Here is a 14632-nt window from a genome sequence, read left to right as displayed (position 1 = left end):
GGCGCGCCCGAGAACTTTTTTGTGCCGGACGGAAAGGTATGGCCATGGACGACCCCGAAACGGAACCCGTCACAAACGGACGGCGTTCATACGACCCCGACGCCGACCACGCCTTTCCGGACGAGAAGCTGAACGAGGTTCTCGAATTCATCGACAATGACATCGAGATTCAGACGTATCTCGACGCGCAAAACGTCAACGCCGTGGCTCGAAAGGGGTACAACGACCACGGCTCGAAACACATCGAAATCGTCCTCAATCGCGCACTCCTCCTCTACGACCTGTTAAAGCGCGGCGGCGTCGAGTTCAACGGTGCTGCGGACGAGGGTCTGGACGAGGAAGACGAAAGCGTCATCGTCGCGTTCGCCGCGACGCTCCACGATATCGGTCACGTCGTCCACCGCGACGACCACACGTACTATTCGATTCCGTTGGCCGCGGATATCCTCGACCGCATCCTTCCGAACTTCTACGACACGGCGGATACGGTTCGGATGAAAGGTGAAATCCTGCACGCGATTCTCTGTCATCACACCGAAGAAGACCCGCTCACGACCGAAGCGGGCGTCATTCGCGTCGCCGACGCACTCGACATGGAACACGGTCGCTCGCGCATACCGTACGAGAAAGGCGGCCGTGGCATCAACACTGTTTCCAGTCAGGCCATCAAAAGAGTCAGCCTCCGAGAGGGCGACACCATCCCGGTTCTGGTGGAAATCGAGATGATGAACGCGGCGGGCGTCTATCAGGTCGACAACCTGCTCAAGGCGAAACTTCACAAATCCGGCTTGGAAGACGACATCCGAATCGTCGCCCTGAACGTCCGCGAGGGGAGCGACAACATCGTCGAGCGAATGGAACTCTAAGCGAGATTGTTGTACACTCGTTCCAATTTGTCTATCGCCCGCTCGACGCTGACTTCTGAACGGCGGGCGAGACAAAATTCTTTGAGACGGTCGCGCTCCGATAGCGCGCGTCGAATGGCGTCCTGAAACCCCTCGGTGTCGCCGCTTTCGAAGTGATACCCCGTTTCTCCCTCGATAATAGTATTTGACAGTGCGCCAGAGTTTGCGCCGATCACGGGCGTCCCGCAGGCGTTCGCTTCGAGGGCGACGAGGCCTTGGGTTTCGACCGGACTCGGGAAGGCGAACGCGTCCAGCGCGGAGTAGAAGGCGGGCATCTCATCCCGCTCAAGAAATCCGAGGAACCGAACGTCGGTGTCGGATTCGCTGGCCTGTTTTTCCAGCGACTTTCGGGCGGGGCCGTCGCCGCCGAAAACGACGGTGAACCCCGTTCCCTCGGCGGCGGTAATGAGTTCCGAGAGTCGCTTTTCGTAGCCATGTCTACCCGTGTAGCCGACGAGCGGCCGGTCGCCGTCGAGGTCGTATTTGTTCACGAAGTCGGCGGTTTCGACGGGATGGAATCGCTCGATGTCGATGCCGTTCGGAACGACGTGAACGGGGGCATCCACGCCGACCGTCTCCACGACGTATTTCCGGGTCGCTTCGCTCGGGGTGAGTACCGCGTCGGAGCGCCCGAAAAACCAACGTTCGTAGGCGACCGACGCTCGTTCGACGTACTCTGCGGCGGATTCGTTCGAGACGAGGTAATCCGCGTACTCGCCCGTCGGAGTATGGTAGGAAGTGACGAACGGTTTGTCCTGTCTCCACGCGAGTCGAAGGCCGCCGAGTCCGATGGCAAACGGGGTGTGCGCGTGAACGATTTCGGCGCCGGTGACGGCTTTCGGAATCCGCGGTGTCCCGAGTCGGTAGCCGTCGTAGAACGGAAAGGGAAGGCTCCCGATGGGGTGTTCCCCCTTCTCGGGTACGTATTCGTCCGACCGGGGGTACACCACGTCCATCCGGCCGCCGTTTCTCTCCCAGCAGTCGCGCCACGACCGAATCGTGTAGGTGACGCCGTTTATCGTCGGCAGATACGTATCCGTGAACGCGGCGACCCATCGACTCATTGATTCGCCATTCGCAGACGAGGTGTTAAGGGCTTGTGACTTCACGCGAGTTCGCGGTACGTTTTTGTAAGTTTATCTCCAAGTCGTTCCAAACTGTGCTCCTCGGCGGTTTTTCGTGCATTTTCGCCCAGCTTCTCGCGCAGTTCGGGATTTCGGTCGAGGAGTTCCAGTGCACGCTGGAACTCCGCTTCCGTCTCGCACAGCAAACAGTCCTCGCCGTGGGTGTAAAACTCCCTGAACACCGGAATATCTCGGAGGACGACGGCCTTGCCGCAGGCCATCGCTTCGAGGACGGCGATACCCTGATTTTCGTCCTTCGCCGGGAAACAAAGCACGTCGCCCGCCGCGAACGCGCCCCGTTTGTCGTCTATCCACCCGGTGAACGTGACGTTTTCCGGTGGATTTTGTACCCATCGTTTCACCGTCGAACTGGCCTGCGGGCCGGTGTCGTAGGGACCGAACCACGCGAAGTCGAAATTAGTCTGCTGCGCGAGTCGGCAGAACGTCGTCAGACCTTTGCGCTCGAAGACGTTGCCCATCGTGAACGCGACCATCCCGGAGAGGTCGTATCTGTCGCGGTACTCCTCGCGCAGGGATTCGAATCCTTCCAGCGATTCCGCGTCCACGCCGTTCGAAATCGGTCGGATCGGCGCGTCGATGGGGTACGCTTCGAGCACGGATTTCGTGTACTGACTCGGGCAGAGCACCATGTCGGCTTGCGAGTAGAACCACCGCAGATAGCGCCGGAGCGGTCGCGCAGCGAGCGTCGAACCCCGAAAACTCTCCGCGAAGTCCTCGCTGGTGACGTGCGCGTGGAGCACAAGCGGAATCCCTTCGCGCTTCGCGTGGCGCGCGACCGTGACCGAACCCGGCCCGATGACGTTGCAGTGGGCTACGTCGAAATCCGCGAAGAAATCGCGTCCTACCGCCCGGGAAGCGACGCCATGAACCGGCGTTCCGCCCCGCCACGGCGAAGTGACGACATCCACGTCAGTCCTCGCGAGAGACTTTCGTTGGTGCTTCGTGGCGGTTCCGATACCGCTCCGTTCGAGTTGGGATTCCAGTTCGAGGTAGTTGAGTGCACGCACTGGCGAAGTGATGGAATAGCCGACCATTACCGCTTTCGGAAAGGGATCGTTAAATGACCACAAAGTATTTCTTGCCATGGGAACATGAGGCCAATGGGGCAATACAGGAACCTTCTATCCTTGTCCTGTCTCGCCCCGGAAACCCCCCACCCCCCCCCATTCCGAATGACTGTAGCTCAAGAGAGAATAGAGCGACTCGCAGGACTTGCGAGCACCGCCGCCGCCGACTGCAACGACGAGCGCGCACGGGAGTATGTCCGGCTTGCCAAACGAATCGCCGAGCGAAATCGCCTTTCGCTCCCCCACCAATTCAAGCGATTTACCTGCGATTCCTGTGACGCGTACCTCCGTCCTGGAAAGAACGCCCGCGTCAGATTGCAGGAGGGCCACGTGGTCATTACCTGCGACTGTGGCATCCAGTCCCGCTATCCCTACGAATAGTGTCAGAAACTACTGGCGAGTGCGTTTGATTCCGGTAGTATTTTCCTCGGAAAGCAGCGATTACGACCGAGTGTTACTCCCGTAGGCACCGCCTACTCGCGTGCTCGTTCACGTCTGTGAGCAGTGGTTGGCGGGAGTGGCTAGAGAATATCGCGTTTCGATTATTTTGGTTGCAGATTCCGACCCCAAGCCACGTCCTCGCCCGTAGCCACCAGAAGAGCGAAGCTCTTCCGAACCGTCAAAACACAGAGGGTTTCGAGACATCTGGAACACGTGGCTTGGAGTCGGCAGTTGTCATCTCTATCTCGTCAAAATCAACATTCGAAGGTACATCTACACGTAGAAACCACGGTCATGTGAGTCGTCCCTTCGGTTTCAGTAACGTACCGGTCGAACTCCCACACCCGAAATCTGAATCCATCCAAACTCCCCTCGAAGACGAAAACGACAAGTCTCGCGCCGCACCATTCTCTACCATGGCCAGACAACAGTGGACGGACATGATCGTGGGAGATAGAATGGCCGTCGATAGGGAATTTTCCCAACGAGTCACCGATTCGCGCTTCTCGCGGCAGGAGTGGGGTCTGGTAATGACAGCCGTCGAGTTCGACATCGAAAACCCCGGCGATGACGAGCGGGCGAAACTCGTCGCCGACACGAGCAAGGTTCGGCAGGTGATGCCCGAGATGAAAAACATCCAATCGCAGATGAACACGATGGGTGGAAAGCCGCAGAAAAAAGAGAGCAAGGGAATCTTTAGCTCCGTCAAAGACGCCCTCGGAATGGGCGGTGGCGGCGATGGAATCGACGAGGAACGCCTCGCCGCTGCGGAAGGGTTGGCACAGGAATACGCCAACGAACTCCAGAGTCGCCTCGAATCGAACGACAAGTGGAATCGCGTCCGAACGGCGGTACAGGAGTGATGCAGCTTGCACCCGGTGCGTGGCGGTACGCGCTCCCGGCGTTTCTGCTCGCCGGGCCGATCGGGTTGCTGTCGCCGATTGCCACCTTGTTCGCGCTCGGTTTCGGGGGTGCGACGCTGCTCTTCTTCCGCGACCCAGTGCGCGAATCGCCGAAATACGGCGTTCTCTCGCCCGCCGATGGCCGGGTGTCCGTGATTCGGGAGGAAGGAAACCGCGTCCGCGTCGGCGTCTTCATGAACGTCACCGACGTTCACGTCAACCGCGCGCCGCTATCCGGGCAGGTCGAGTCGGTCGAACACGAACCGGGGAAGCACCGCCCCGCCTTCAGCAAGGAATCGGACAACAACGAGAAAGTCCGCATCCGGTTTTCGGAATACGAGTTGACGCTCATCGCGGGAGCGTTCGCGCGCCGGATTCACCCATACGTTGAAGGCGGTGAGACGCTGGAGCGAGGGCAACGACTCGGCCATATCGCGTTCGGCAGTCGCGCGGACGTCCTCCTTCCCGAATCGTTCGACGTGAAGGACGTGGGCGTGGCGAAAGGAGAGCGCGTCCGCGCGGGTGAAACGGTTTTAGCCGTATCCGCCGCTCACAATTCCGACGAATAGTCGCGCTTCATCGTTTTTCCCCGCTTTCTTCTTACTTCAGTCACTCGAATAATCGCCGCCGTGGAACAGCGTCAACTCCTCCGCTTCGTAGATGTTGATGAGTTCGGTGACGAGTTCGTCGTAGGATTCGTCTTCGACGCGAAGATTATCGAGCCGCGAGACGGTTTTCTCGTCGAGTTCTATCTTGGGCATCGGTTGTCCCGACGCCCGCGAAGGCATTAAAGGATTGGACGGAACCAAATTCGCGCTCGTTTTAGCTGCGATTCGACCTCGATTTTCGCTGTTCGTCCGAGTAACCACCCGTTACTGCTTTCGCAGACCTGTCTTTCCGAGTGGAAGGGGTTGATTTCGCACCGACAGCGACCGGATAACAAAGTACCCACGCTTGTGTTACACGTATCGCTGAGGTTCACTATGACAACGACAGACAGCAGGCTTACCAGTCGAAATGACACCGTCGCCGAGAACCGGTGCCGAAGCTGTGGTTCGTTCGTGACTCGCGATTTCGCCCGCGTGTTCGGAAACAACGAGAACGACGTGTTCGGATGCCTCGAATGCATGACCGCCACGGAGGTCAAGAAAGGTGGGGCGCGGGCAGAACACGTGGACACGGCCAAGCTTATCGGCGGTCGAGAACCGCTCCGCTAACTTCGGAGGGGTGTGGGGACGGGTGGAAAACAAACGCAGTGCGACTCCTTTTACCGATTCGATGGCGGCTAGCGTCGGCCTTCGTTGCCGCGCTCGAACACGCGGTTCGCGCCGGGTGCCTCGCGCGGTGGCGTGTGGTCAACGTCCGCCATCGTTTGCTGGTCGTCGTTCGTTCTTTGTCGGTTGTCGCTCTCGGTTCGCTGGGTATCGGTTGTCGGTCGTCGGTTGTCAGTCATATGTTTTCTGTCCTCGGCCAATGTGGATTGATACGCTGTCGGCTGTCGGTTGGTATGTGGTTCAGCAGGTCGTGGATGTGGATGGGTAGGGGCGTTAGACCCCTACAATAAGACGTGCGCCGACAGCACCACCGCTCACTGGGGTTATATGAGAGTCAGTGTCTACCAGTCCCATTGTACTGTGTTACTCTGTAACGCAGGTGTTATAATACTTACGAGGGTCGCAACCTTTGTCGCACGTACTGTACTGCCGCATGCGTTCGCCACAACGGTAAGGTAGCTCGGCCTCGTATCACAGAAAGCATGACAAGCGACGTTACCGAACTCCTTCGGAAAGCGTACAGCGATGAAATAGAAACGGTGATGAACTACCTCACTAACTCCATCGTCCTCGAGGGAGTCAGTGCGGAGGAGGTCAAAGAGAGCCTCGAAGCAGACATTCAGGAGGAACTCGGTCACGCGGAGATGATCGGTCAACGACTCAAGCAGTTGGACGAACGACCACCGGCGTCCTACGACTTCGAGGCGCGACAGGAAAACCTACAACCGCCCGAAGACAGCACGGACGTTCTGTCGGTTATCGACGGTGTGCTGGAAGCCGAAGAGGACGCCATCGAGACTTATCGGTCGATCATATCAGCCGCGGAGGAGGCGGACGACCCAGTGACCGAGGACCTCGGTGTGACCATTCTCGCCGACGAGGAGGCCCACAGGACGGAATTCCGTGGGTTCAAACGCGAGTACGATAAATAAGGCAAGGATTTTTCTCGGGGGGGTGAGAGGTGGCTTGCATGAGCAATTCGGGTTTCGACCTCGACCTGAGAACGGCCGAGAAGGAGATGGATTTCGTCGACGGAGAACGAGTTATGCTTGGCGTCCTCGACGGAACCACTCCCGCCGCAGAGCGAATAGCGGCAATCGAACACGGGAACGTGCTGGTTCTCGCAATCGACGGCGATTTGAACGAACTCGCCGCGGATCTCGCACCGGCGGTGAAACAGTGCGGCGGGAACTTGGTGCATTTCAGGAAGTTTCTCATCATCTCGCCGCCGGATATCGAGATAGATACGAGCGAACTCTGAGAAACGCACATCTGAGGGCGGGCACAGCGACCAGAATGCCACGGTGAGTCCACTGCACCCGAGAAGCGTCAGCGGGGGCCACAGAGTGGCCCAACTATTGTGAGCGGCATCGTGGTATATAAAAATTCCATTTCAGTTTCTAGAATATTACACAGTTAGAAGAGCAGTCCGAATAGTTTGGAATGTGATGAAAAATTGGCGAGGAACGATAGTGAAAAGAATCAGACGATACAATTCGTATGTGCTGGTATGGAGAACCCACAGCCCTTCATCGAGTACGTGCTTCGTTCGGGAGCGCGTACCGACGTACTGCTGGCCATCGCCGACGGCAGTGACTCGACCCAATCGCTGTTAAATCGAAACCTCGCGAGCGAGTCAGCAGTGTACAACGCCCTGACCGAGTTGGAGAACCGTGGCCTGATTCACGTCCCGAGACGGAAACGGTGGGCGGTAACGGGGACGGGGTCAGTCGTCGCCGACCTCATCGAGCATCAACGGGAAACAGAGCGCGTTCTACGTACGGATATCGATTACTGGCGGAATCACGATATTACCGTCCTTCCCCGTCCATTCCGTTCCTGCCTCGCCGACCTCGCTGACGGCGAAATCGTCCGCGCGACCGATACACAACCCTCGCGAGCGGTGCGGGAGGTCGAAAAACGACTCGAACCGGCGACCGCGGCGTCGGTCATCGCTCCGGTTTTCAACGAACGGTACTCGAATGCGTTCCTCGCCGGTTGTGATAACCCCCGACTCGTGTTAGGAGAAGACGTTTTCGCGGATTTGATCACGGACGCGGACGTCGGCGAAAATGACGGGGGAGACAACCTCCGGACTCGCGTGGCGGACGTGGCGTTCGCGCTGACTGTGACGGATGATTGTCTCCTATTTTCCCTTCCACTTCTCGACGGGTCGTACGACGCGCAAACCGAGTTCGTCGCGGAATCGGAACGTGCGCGCTGTTGGGGAACAGAACTGTTTGAGTACATTTGGAAGGACGCGGAGTCCGCCACTGCTTACGCCGAATCGCTGGACACGAACGTCAGGTAGTGGCCGTCCGGGTCGCGGATTCGAATCCCCGGTTCGACGGTTTCGACCGCGGAAGAACGGCCTTCTACGTCGGCTTTCGCGGCCATCGGATCGTCCACATCGAATCCGATATCGACGTGAACGCCGCCCCTCGCGTCCGCGATACCGAGCTGTGGCTCCCACAGTTCGAGGTCGAAGGGACCGCCCATCCGAACCCGTTTTCGACTGGTGCCGCGATTGTACGTTTCGAATCCGAGGTCGGCGTAGAACTGCTCCGCCTCCGGGAGATTTTCGACTTCGAGGACGATTTCGAAGATGCCCGTAATCGGGTCGCCGTCCTCGTCCGTGCTACCGATTTCGACGCAGTTGCCGTCAGAGTCGTAAAAGTACAGCGAGCGCGCCGACCCGAAATCGTGTTCCACGAGGTCGAAATCGCGTGAAAGCCGATCGTACCAGTCGTCGTATCGAGCTTTCGGCGTCGAGAAGGCGTAGTGGGTATGAACGCCGCCGCGGGGAACGCCGTTCGGTCTGCGGAGGACGAGCGTGTGTTCTCCGGCGTCGAAGACGACTTCCCGCTCGTTTGCCTCCCGAACCGGGAGGTCGAGAAACGTTTCGTAAAACTCCCGCGCACGGTCGAGATATTTCACTTCCAGCGCAAGCCAGCGAAGACCCGAAAGCATGCACCGGAATACACAGCGACGGCGCTTAAAACGTCGCACCGGTCGCTAGCGGTCACTGGCAGTCGTCAGCGGCCGCCCGCGACGGCGAGCAACCGTACCGAGCGAATCGTTTACGACGGACATCGTCACCACGAATCAACCGTTCGCAGAACCAACCCGAACGCTCCCCTCGAACCTATCGCCCCGTCGATTTATGCCGCATGCGGGACTATTTCAGTACATGCCGCTCAAAGAAACCCAATCCTCGAACGGATTCCAAGAAATCGACAGATGGGACGGCGGCGTCGGGTGGATTGCCTATCCCGACGAGGCGATGCAGAGGGCAAGCCACGCCATCGCAGTAGACGGCGACGTGTGGGTTATCGACCCGATCGATGCGCCCGACCTCGACGACTTGCTCGACGAATACGGCGAGGTTGCGGGCGTCGTCGTCCTCCTCGGCCGGCACATGCGCGATGCGGAGAAAATCGCCCGGCGGCACGGTGTCCCGCTCTACCTCCCGACGTGGGTTCGACGGAGCGTCACCGGAATTCCGGTTCGGCGGTTCGAAACGTCGCTGGCCGATACGGGGTTCCGCGTTTTGAAGCTGTTCGACAATCCCGCGTGGCAGGAGGCTGGATTGTACGACGAATCGACCGGTACTCTCATCGTTCCGGAATCAATCGGAACTGTGGACTACTTTCGAACCGAGCGCGAACGACTCGGCGTTCACCCGATGGTTCGACTGCTTCCGCCGGACGAACTGCGCGGACTGACCCCCGAGCGAATCCTCGTCGGTCACGGCGCTGGCGTGTTCGACAGCGCTGCGGCGACACTCGCCGATGCCCTCGACGGTTCCCGTCGTCGCTATCCGTCGTTGTTGGCTTCGACGGTTCGGCGGTTTGCACCGATATAGTTGCGCGAGTATTCCGAATTGCCGATAGCTTTTTACTATTTGATTGATATTCCCCACATATGCTTTCTGAGTGCCGGTATCAGACCTCTCGAAATCTGGAGGTTACCCGGTGACCATTTCGTTCGATTCCTGTGAGAACGAGGCGGGAATCGTGATACGCGACGCGATGGAGCGTCGGACGTGTACGCTTCGGACGCCGAACGCGGTTCGACCAGTCGCAACCGACCCTCGTTCGTGCTGTTTCCCGGTGGATGAGGCAGTCGTTATCTCGACCGACCGCCTAACGCTTTCGGCCCCTGCGGCGGTGTACGTCCGCGATGGAAACGGAGCGATGCTGTCAAGCGTGGAGGGAATCGGGTGCGAGAAACTTCCTGCGGGGACGTACAGCATCGAACTCTGTACCCCGATCAAACTGTACGTCGTCGCCGAAACAGAGCTGAGCGTCACCGCATCGTTCGACCGCGTCGTCTTGGAGTTCGGGTCGGAAACCGAGACGTTCGTCGGTGGCCGGTCGTCCCATCGGCACCCGGCGGGAACCGTGACGACAACCAGCGACCCGGTCGATATGATGGCCGCGATTTCGGCGTTCGGACCCGCACTGAAGACGACGAGTCCGGAACGGTCGTTCCCGACCTTGCGGGGTCACCCACCGACGATTGAACTCGGCGATGAACTCCACGTACCGGACAATTTGCGCCTGGCGGAGGCGGACATCCAAATCGAAGTGCCACCGGAGTACGAGTTTATTTTTCCGGTCGCACCGTTGGCCTACTACCTCGGCGCGGAGTTGGTTCCGGGGAACGTTCCGCGAATCCTCGCTGACGGGTTCGAACATCAGCTTCGAAGCGCGCGCGGTTTCGAGGGAGAAGTAGAGCGCGTACTGAAACAGGCGTTTTTCCTCGATTGTGTAACCCGAACCGAGGGGCTGTATCCCGTGGACTTACACGAACGCCAGCAGGTCGAATCCGTGGTCGATTTCGACTTCGAACGGCTCTATCACGCTTCGCTGGCGGAGCAGTTGGAGGCGTACCTCTCGGTGCCATTCGAATGTATCGAGGGGTTCGTTCCGGACTGGCAGCTGACGACGCACGTTGCGCCAACAGTCGAGAACGTCGAAATGCTGCCGTTCCTCGTGGACGACCTTGCAGTCATCCGAACGCCGCAAGCGGTGGAAGTGTCAACATCCGCGGTACAGGTTCCGGCGGTCAAGGAGTTCGTCCGAGGCGGGGACACCACCCGAAGTACGACGGAGATGCCGTCGAATCCTCGGTCGCTGGTCGGACCAGCGACCGAGGATTCGCTGGAACAGGCGTGGGTCGGTGAGGACGCTCGGGTCGGTGCGAGCAAGGCGACGGCAGCGGCGTTCCGCAACCGCCTCGAGCGAGCACCGGCGGGAGAAATCGACATCGCGGTCGTCTGTAACGATGAACAGATGGACGAGGAGCGTAACCTCGCTGATTCGGTGTACGGGTCGCGTGACGAACTACCGTTTGACGTGACGGTTCATAACGACCTCACCGTCACGGAGCTTCGGTCGATTCTCGAAGCGGAGACGCAGTTCCTTCACTACATCGGACACATCGACGAGAGTGGGTTCGAATGCGCCGACGGAATACTCGATGCGAGGACGCTCGATACGGTCGGTGTCGAAGCGTTCTTGCTCAACGCCTGTCAGTCGTACGAACAGGGAATGGCGCTCATCGACGCGGGTGCCGTCGGTGGCGTCGTCACGCTGGACGACGTGATAAACAGCGGTGCGGTTCGGGTCGGAAAAGCGATGGTGCGACTGCTGAATCGCGGCTTTCCACTCTGGGCAGCACTGGATATCGCACGTGACCGAAGTCTCATCGGCGGGCAGTACATTGTCGTCGGCGATGGAAGTGTGGATATGGTGCAGACGGAGAGCGCAGTTGCACTCCTTTTCGAAATCAAGCCGAAAGGGAACGTATTCGAACTGGAGCGAAAAACGTACATCGGCGGGGCGGACGGACTCGGCGGGATAATCAAGCCCCAAACCTCGGACAAAATGTTTCTCACGTCTGGGTCACTTCCGACGATGACGCTCTCAGCGGACGAGCTTGAAGACCATCTTGCCTTGGAAAACGTTCCCGTTAGTATAGATGGTCAGTTGATGTGGAGTGTAGATATTGATGTTGCCGGATTGTGAATTTTACGGGCCGCTGGTTCCGACTGCGTAAGCGCCTGCGACACTTCCCGCTTGCGAGAGTATGAGCGCGATAGTAAACAGCACGCCGATCATTCGGGGGTTCGCTTCGAGGTACGCGGTAAGGTCGTGTTCTGCCATACAATACCGTTTCATACGAAAACATATTAAATTTTCTATTTTAAATTCAGAATATATACTGCATCTGTCGACATTATTTTATTATATTGTTTTTTAGAATTCATGACATATGTTTCATTTGTGAGAGAGTGTCTAGCGACGGTGTTATTTTACCACGACACGAAACGAGAGCGTGGTGTTCGTTACCCGCGGATTGAGAGACGCGCTCCTTGAACTGGCATCAGACGCCGAACCAGAAACGGTGACCGTCCCGCTTTCGGTAACGTCCGCGAGCGAGTTACGCGGTAGAGACGGCCTTCCACCGAAGACGCCCGTTTTTACGCATTTTTACCCGCCGAATACAGGTGGGTCGGTAACGGCCGTCTTCGGGATGGATCTCTCCATTCCTGCCAGACAGACGCAAGGGCGTTTTACATCGCATCCACAGGGCCGCCTCAAAGTCGCTCGAACGGACGATTTACACGAAGTCATGTTGGTCGCGGTGCCGCCGTGGACGACCGACACGATAGCCGCGTTCGACAGGGCCGGCCGAAAACAGGAGCTGGTCGTCGTCGATGCCGAACCGCCCGTCGAACTACTGTAACCGTGTTCCTACTCCAGATACCCTAATTCGCGCAGTTGGTCGGTGATTTCGGTGAACTCCGATTCCGTCAGTTTTCCCTGTTGCTGATGTTGAATGACGATACTCCGCAAGAGGAACCGAACGAGATCGCTCGTGCTGGAAAAACTCGTTCCCTCGATAGTCACCTCGATTCGGTCGGCGAGATCCTTCGGAATGGAAACCGTCGTGTAATCCGTCATGCCCGGTAGTTTGTCGTCCTCCGGGTTATTGTTTGTGACCCCTGCAACTTCGGATCTGAAAGCGACAGAGAATAGTTCCATCTTTTGTGGTCGTATTCGACATGTTGGTGTGTAGAGATTGGATACAAGCTCCGTTTTAGATGCGGTTACGAGACAGTACTGACTACGATTTTCGCCTGTGGCCTGCGCCCGGCAAAACGGAATATCGACCTACAAACCTCTCGGGAGACGCGGGCGTCCCGAATCCGACTACAAACCGGTGTACCTGTGCGAATCGACGTGCCTATTCGATGAGGTCTTCGAACTCCGGCAGGACGTCGTCCTCATCGCTTTCGTCCTCCTTTTCGGCGTCGCTGGCTTCGGCTTCGGCTTCCGCTTCGTCCTCGTCCTCGTCGTCTTCGTCTTCGAGGACTTTGACATCGAGAACCGTGAGCGGGATGTTCTCCAGCCGTTGACCGATTTCCTTGCGAGCGATGCGCGAGGCGTGTTCTTCCCGTTCGACGTTGAACACCGTCATCTCCAGTTCCAACGCGACGAGCGCCTCGTCCGCGGCGATGAAGGCCGGTGGGAGTTCCTCACCGGATGGGGAGGTTCGCTCACCCATGTTAATTTCGACGTAGTTCAAATCCGGATTCAACAGCTCGCCAGTTTTCGAAATGGCGATTCGCACCGCCTCGTCCGGCGTCGAAACGTCGTACACCGGGATCGCGGCTTCGACGACAACTCTGCAATTCATGATCCCAAAGACAGTTACACAGCCAGTAGTATGAATTTTCGCCCTATTTAGAAACATTGAGACGACACACCACAACTTATGTCACGCTCGGACACACCTCCTGCAATGACCGACGCGCCGATTATCGACGGCCACAACGACACGCTTTTGCGACTGCTCGACGCGGACTCGCCGATATCGGCGTTCGAAAACGGAACCCAGGCCACCCATATCGACCGCCCGTCCGCAGGCGAAGCGGGACTCGGTGCGGGATTTTTCGCCGTGTTCGTCTTGAGCGATGAGGAACACGACCTCGTTTCCACGGCAGACGGCTACGAACATCCGCTTCCCGACGCCGTTTCCCACGACCACGCGCGGGAGGTCACGTACCGAACCCTCGAACTCCTCGCCCGACTCGCGTACGATGTCGATGATTTTCGCGTGATTCGCACGCTTTCCGACCTCGATTCCTGTCTCGAGTCGGATACCCTCGGCGCGATTCCGCACCTCGAAGGTGCGGCGGGAGTCGCGCCCGACCTCGCCAATCTCGATTTTCTCTACTCTGCGGGGGTTCGATCAATCGGCCTGGTCTGGAGTCGCCCGAACGCCTTCGGTGAGGGCGTACAGTCGCGCTATCCCGGGAGTCCGGACACCGGCTCCGGACTCACGGACGAGGGACGCGACCTCGTCCGAGCCTGTGAAGAGCGGGGAATCGTGATTGATTGTGCGCACATGACCGAACAGGGCTTCTGGGACGTTGCTGATTCGACCGACGCGCCCCTCGTCGTTTCGCACTCCGGCGCTCACGAACTCTGTCCCCATTCGCGGAATCTGACTGACGAGCAACTCGCCGCAGTCGCCGACTCCGGGGGTGTCGTCGGAATCTCGTTCCACGAACCGGGACTGGCCGACGACCCCGACCCGAACGCCGAAGTCGCCGTGGAAACCGTCGTTGACCACGTCGAACACGTCGCGGAGTTCGTCGGCGTCGAACACGTCGTGTTTGGCTCGGATTTCGACGGCGCGAGGATTCCGGATGAAATCGGCAACGTAACCGGGCTCACCGAAATTTTGACGCGACTTCGAGAGCGCGGATTTAGCGACAGCGATATCGAAAACGTCGCGCGCGAGAACTGGCGGCGTGTCCTCGCCGAGACATGGTGAGACAGCATCAAAACCCAATCCGCGAATCGAAAGATTTGCTCTTGCTCG

The 14632-nt window shown here is 58.4% G+C and carries 20 protein-coding genes; 12 read left to right on the top strand and 8 right to left on the bottom strand.

Going from position 1 to position 14632, the window contains the following annotated elements:
• The first annotated feature begins 44 nt into the window (after window positions 1-44).
• The gene (locus LIX15_RS00180) at window positions 45-866 is read left to right on the top strand and encodes an HD domain-containing protein (RefSeq protein WP_227776943.1); all 822 of its coding nucleotides are present in this window, start codon (window positions 45-47) and stop codon (window positions 864-866) included.
• Here LIX15_RS00180 and LIX15_RS00175 read toward each other — a convergent pair.
• Both LIX15_RS00175 and LIX15_RS00170 read right to left on the bottom strand, forming a co-directional pair.
• Window positions 863-1969 carry a glycosyltransferase gene (locus LIX15_RS00175; RefSeq protein WP_227775502.1) on the bottom strand — a complete coding sequence of 369 codons (1107 nt, stop codon included), beginning with the start codon at window positions 1967-1969 and terminating at the stop codon, window positions 863-865. The genes LIX15_RS00180 and LIX15_RS00175 overlap by 4 nt on opposite strands.
• Before the next feature lie 41 nt (window positions 1970-2010).
• Window positions 2011-3057, bottom strand: a complete 1047-nt coding sequence (locus LIX15_RS00170; protein ID WP_227776942.1) for a glycosyltransferase family 4 protein — start codon at window positions 3055-3057, stop codon at window positions 2011-2013.
• A gap of 165 nt (window positions 3058-3222) precedes the next feature.
• Between LIX15_RS00170 and LIX15_RS00165 the strand changes: the two genes are divergently transcribed.
• The 3 genes from LIX15_RS00165 to LIX15_RS00155 all read left to right on the top strand — a co-directional run bounded on the left by LIX15_RS00165 (window position 3223) and on the right by LIX15_RS00155 (window position 5029).
• A complete protein-coding gene (locus LIX15_RS00165; protein WP_227775501.1) occupies window positions 3223-3498 on the top strand; it encodes a ribonuclease P protein component 4 in 276 nt (91 codons plus the stop codon).
• A gap of 476 nt (window positions 3499-3974) precedes the next feature.
• A complete protein-coding gene (locus tag LIX15_RS00160) occupies window positions 3975-4421 on the top strand; it encodes a DUF5799 family protein (RefSeq protein ID WP_227775500.1) in 447 nt (148 codons plus the stop codon).
• On the top strand, window positions 4421-5029 hold the full coding sequence (locus LIX15_RS00155) for a protein sorting system archaetidylserine decarboxylase (RefSeq protein ID WP_227775499.1): 609 nt from the start codon (window positions 4421-4423) through the stop codon (window positions 5027-5029). Before LIX15_RS00160 ends, LIX15_RS00155 begins: the two co-directional genes overlap by 1 nt.
• 36 nt (window positions 5030-5065) lie before the next feature.
• Here LIX15_RS00155 and LIX15_RS00150 read toward each other — a convergent pair whose 3' ends face one another.
• Window positions 5066-5221, bottom strand: coding sequence for a DUF7557 family protein (locus tag LIX15_RS00150; protein ID WP_227775498.1), 156 nt, complete (start codon window positions 5219-5221; stop codon window positions 5066-5068).
• A gap of 222 nt (window positions 5222-5443) precedes the next feature.
• Between LIX15_RS00150 and LIX15_RS00145 the strand changes: the two genes are divergently transcribed.
• Window positions 5444-5677, top strand: a complete 234-nt coding sequence (locus LIX15_RS00145; RefSeq protein WP_227775497.1) for a DUF7563 family protein — start codon at window positions 5444-5446, stop codon at window positions 5675-5677.
• 68 nt (window positions 5678-5745) lie between these two features.
• Here the strand turns inward: LIX15_RS00145 and LIX15_RS00140 are convergent, their stop codons facing one another.
• Window positions 5746-5913 carry a DUF7989 family protein gene (locus tag LIX15_RS00140; RefSeq protein WP_227775496.1) on the bottom strand — a complete coding sequence of 56 codons (168 nt, stop codon included), beginning with the start codon at window positions 5911-5913 and terminating at the stop codon, window positions 5746-5748.
• A 303-nt stretch (window positions 5914-6216) separates the two neighbouring features.
• Between LIX15_RS00140 and LIX15_RS00135 the strand changes: the two genes are divergently transcribed.
• The 3 genes from LIX15_RS00135 (at window position 6217) to LIX15_RS00125 (ending at window position 8045) form a co-directional block, all read left to right on the top strand.
• Window positions 6217-6666, top strand: a complete 450-nt coding sequence (locus tag LIX15_RS00135; RefSeq protein ID WP_227775495.1) for a ferritin-like domain-containing protein — start codon at window positions 6217-6219, stop codon at window positions 6664-6666.
• Between the two features lie 38 nt (window positions 6667-6704).
• Window positions 6705-6995 (top strand): DUF5779 family protein, encoded by a 291-nt coding sequence (locus LIX15_RS00130; RefSeq protein WP_227775494.1) that lies wholly within the window; start codon window positions 6705-6707, stop codon window positions 6993-6995.
• 249 nt (window positions 6996-7244) lie between these two features.
• A complete protein-coding gene (locus tag LIX15_RS00125; protein ID WP_227775493.1) occupies window positions 7245-8045 on the top strand; it encodes a helix-turn-helix transcriptional regulator in 801 nt (266 codons plus the stop codon).
• On the opposite strand, the gene LIX15_RS00120 is transcribed toward LIX15_RS00125, so the two are convergent.
• The gene (locus LIX15_RS00120) at window positions 8012-8704 is read right to left on the bottom strand and encodes a VOC family protein (protein ID WP_227775492.1); all 693 of its coding nucleotides are present in this window, start codon (window positions 8702-8704) and stop codon (window positions 8012-8014) included. The two genes, LIX15_RS00125 and LIX15_RS00120, sit on opposite strands and share 34 nt — an antisense overlap.
• Before the next feature lie 220 nt (window positions 8705-8924).
• Here LIX15_RS00120 and LIX15_RS00115 point away from each other — a divergent pair, with 220 nt between their 5' ends.
• Window positions 8925-9599 (top strand): hypothetical protein, encoded by a 675-nt coding sequence (locus tag LIX15_RS00115; protein WP_227775491.1) that lies wholly within the window; start codon window positions 8925-8927, stop codon window positions 9597-9599.
• 109 nt (window positions 9600-9708) lie between these two features.
• A complete protein-coding gene (locus tag LIX15_RS00110; protein WP_227775490.1) occupies window positions 9709-11766 on the top strand; it encodes a hypothetical protein in 2058 nt (685 codons plus the stop codon).
• A 3-nt stretch (window positions 11767-11769) separates the two neighbouring features.
• Here LIX15_RS00110 and LIX15_RS32655 read toward each other — a convergent pair whose 3' ends face one another.
• Complete coding sequence (locus LIX15_RS32655) at window positions 11770-11904, bottom strand: DUF7503 family protein (protein WP_265338394.1); 135 nt, start codon at window positions 11902-11904, stop codon at window positions 11770-11772.
• 172 nt (window positions 11905-12076) lie between these two features.
• On the opposite strand from LIX15_RS32655, the gene LIX15_RS00105 reads away from it, so the two are divergent.
• Complete coding sequence (locus tag LIX15_RS00105) at window positions 12077-12487, top strand: JAB/MPN domain protein-containing protein (RefSeq protein WP_227775489.1); 411 nt, start codon at window positions 12077-12079, stop codon at window positions 12485-12487.
• Between the two features lie 8 nt (window positions 12488-12495).
• Here the strand turns inward: LIX15_RS00105 and LIX15_RS00100 are convergent, their stop codons facing one another.
• A complete protein-coding gene (locus tag LIX15_RS00100; RefSeq protein WP_049970475.1) occupies window positions 12496-12705 on the bottom strand; it encodes a ribbon-helix-helix domain-containing protein in 210 nt (69 codons plus the stop codon).
• Between the two features lie 283 nt (window positions 12706-12988).
• The gene (locus LIX15_RS00095) at window positions 12989-13441 is read right to left on the bottom strand and encodes a DUF555 domain-containing protein (protein WP_227775488.1); all 453 of its coding nucleotides are present in this window, start codon (window positions 13439-13441) and stop codon (window positions 12989-12991) included.
• A gap of 105 nt (window positions 13442-13546) precedes the next feature.
• Here LIX15_RS00095 and LIX15_RS00090 point away from each other — a divergent pair, with 105 nt between their 5' ends.
• Complete coding sequence (locus LIX15_RS00090; protein WP_227775487.1) at window positions 13547-14584, top strand: dipeptidase; 1038 nt, start codon at window positions 13547-13549, stop codon at window positions 14582-14584.
• The last annotated feature ends 48 nt before the right edge of the window (window positions 14585-14632 follow it).

Origin of the sequence: Haladaptatus pallidirubidus (assembly GCF_020700235.1) — an archaeon.
In the GTDB taxonomy this organism is placed as follows: domain Archaea; phylum Halobacteriota; class Halobacteria; order Halobacteriales; family Haladaptataceae; genus Haladaptatus; species Haladaptatus pallidirubidus.
This window is presented reverse-complemented; position numbering and strand designations above follow the sequence as displayed.

Coding starts and splice junctions, on each gene's coding strand:
- LIX15_RS00180 (WP_227776943.1), top strand. CDS start 45: ATGGACGACCCCGAAACGGAACCCGTCACAAACGGACGGCGTTCATAC.
- LIX15_RS00175 (WP_227775502.1), bottom strand. CDS start 1,969: ATGAGTCGATGGGTCGCCGCGTTCACGGATACGTATCTGCCGACGATA.
- LIX15_RS00165 (WP_227775501.1), top strand. CDS start 3,223: ATGACTGTAGCTCAAGAGAGAATAGAGCGACTCGCAGGACTTGCGAGC.
- LIX15_RS00160 (WP_227775500.1), top strand. CDS start 3,975: ATGGCCAGACAACAGTGGACGGACATGATCGTGGGAGATAGAATGGCC.
- LIX15_RS00155 (WP_227775499.1), top strand. CDS start 4,421: ATGCAGCTTGCACCCGGTGCGTGGCGGTACGCGCTCCCGGCGTTTCTG.
- LIX15_RS00150 (WP_227775498.1), bottom strand. CDS start 5,221: ATGCCCAAGATAGAACTCGACGAGAAAACCGTCTCGCGGCTCGATAAT.
- LIX15_RS00145 (WP_227775497.1), top strand. CDS start 5,444: ATGACAACGACAGACAGCAGGCTTACCAGTCGAAATGACACCGTCGCC.
- LIX15_RS00140 (WP_227775496.1), bottom strand. CDS start 5,913: ATGACTGACAACCGACGACCGACAACCGATACCCAGCGAACCGAGAGC.
- LIX15_RS00135 (WP_227775495.1), top strand. CDS start 6,217: ATGACAAGCGACGTTACCGAACTCCTTCGGAAAGCGTACAGCGATGAA.
- LIX15_RS00130 (WP_227775494.1), top strand. CDS start 6,705: ATGAGCAATTCGGGTTTCGACCTCGACCTGAGAACGGCCGAGAAGGAG.
- LIX15_RS00125 (WP_227775493.1), top strand. CDS start 7,245: ATGGAGAACCCACAGCCCTTCATCGAGTACGTGCTTCGTTCGGGAGCG.
- LIX15_RS00120 (WP_227775492.1), bottom strand. CDS start 8,704: ATGCTTTCGGGTCTTCGCTGGCTTGCGCTGGAAGTGAAATATCTCGAC.
- LIX15_RS00115 (WP_227775491.1), top strand. CDS start 8,925: ATGCCGCTCAAAGAAACCCAATCCTCGAACGGATTCCAAGAAATCGAC.
- LIX15_RS32655 (WP_265338394.1), bottom strand. CDS start 11,904: ATGGCAGAACACGACCTTACCGCGTACCTCGAAGCGAACCCCCGAATG.
- LIX15_RS00100 (WP_049970475.1), bottom strand. CDS start 12,705: ATGACGGATTACACGACGGTTTCCATTCCGAAGGATCTCGCCGACCGA.
- LIX15_RS00095 (WP_227775488.1), bottom strand. CDS start 13,441: ATGAATTGCAGAGTTGTCGTCGAAGCCGCGATCCCGGTGTACGACGTT.
- LIX15_RS00090 (WP_227775487.1), top strand. CDS start 13,547: ATGACCGACGCGCCGATTATCGACGGCCACAACGACACGCTTTTGCGA.